The following is a 399-nucleotide window of genomic DNA, read 5'->3' as shown; positions in this document are numbered from 1 at the left end:
TGGTTACCGACAGACGCCGGGATCACACCCGCAATGTCTTGCGCACGCCGGCCAACAACAAGCTGCGCATGGAAGACAACCGCGGGCAGGAGCACGTCAAGCTCAGTACGGAATATGGCGGCAAGAGTCAGTTGAATCTGGGGCATTTGGTGGATGCGAAGAAGCAGAAGCGTGGGGAAGGATTCGAAGTCAGGACTGATGACTGGGGGAGTATTCGTGCCGGTAAAGGGATCTTCATCAGTGCCGATGCGCAGCCCAAAGCACAGGGCCTGGTGCTGGAAATGGACAGCGCCGTGGCACGCCTGCAACAGGCCGGCGAACAGCTGCAAAAACTCTCGGTCGACGCCCAGGCCGCCAGCGCCGATCCGGCGGACGTCGCAGCGCAGTTGAAGCTGCTGC

The 399-nt window shown here is 60.9% G+C and carries 1 protein-coding gene; it reads left to right on the top strand.

The features are described from left to right. Positions 1-399: type VI secretion system Vgr family protein (locus ACZYR5_RS29590; protein WP_489092920.1), on the top strand; the 399-nt coding region annotated here is incomplete at both ends.

The sequence above is a fragment of the Pseudomonas sp. F007 genome, from assembly GCF_057814275.1.
The sequence above is the reverse complement of the archived record's forward strand: the minus strand, read 5'-3'. Positions and strand labels throughout refer to the sequence as shown.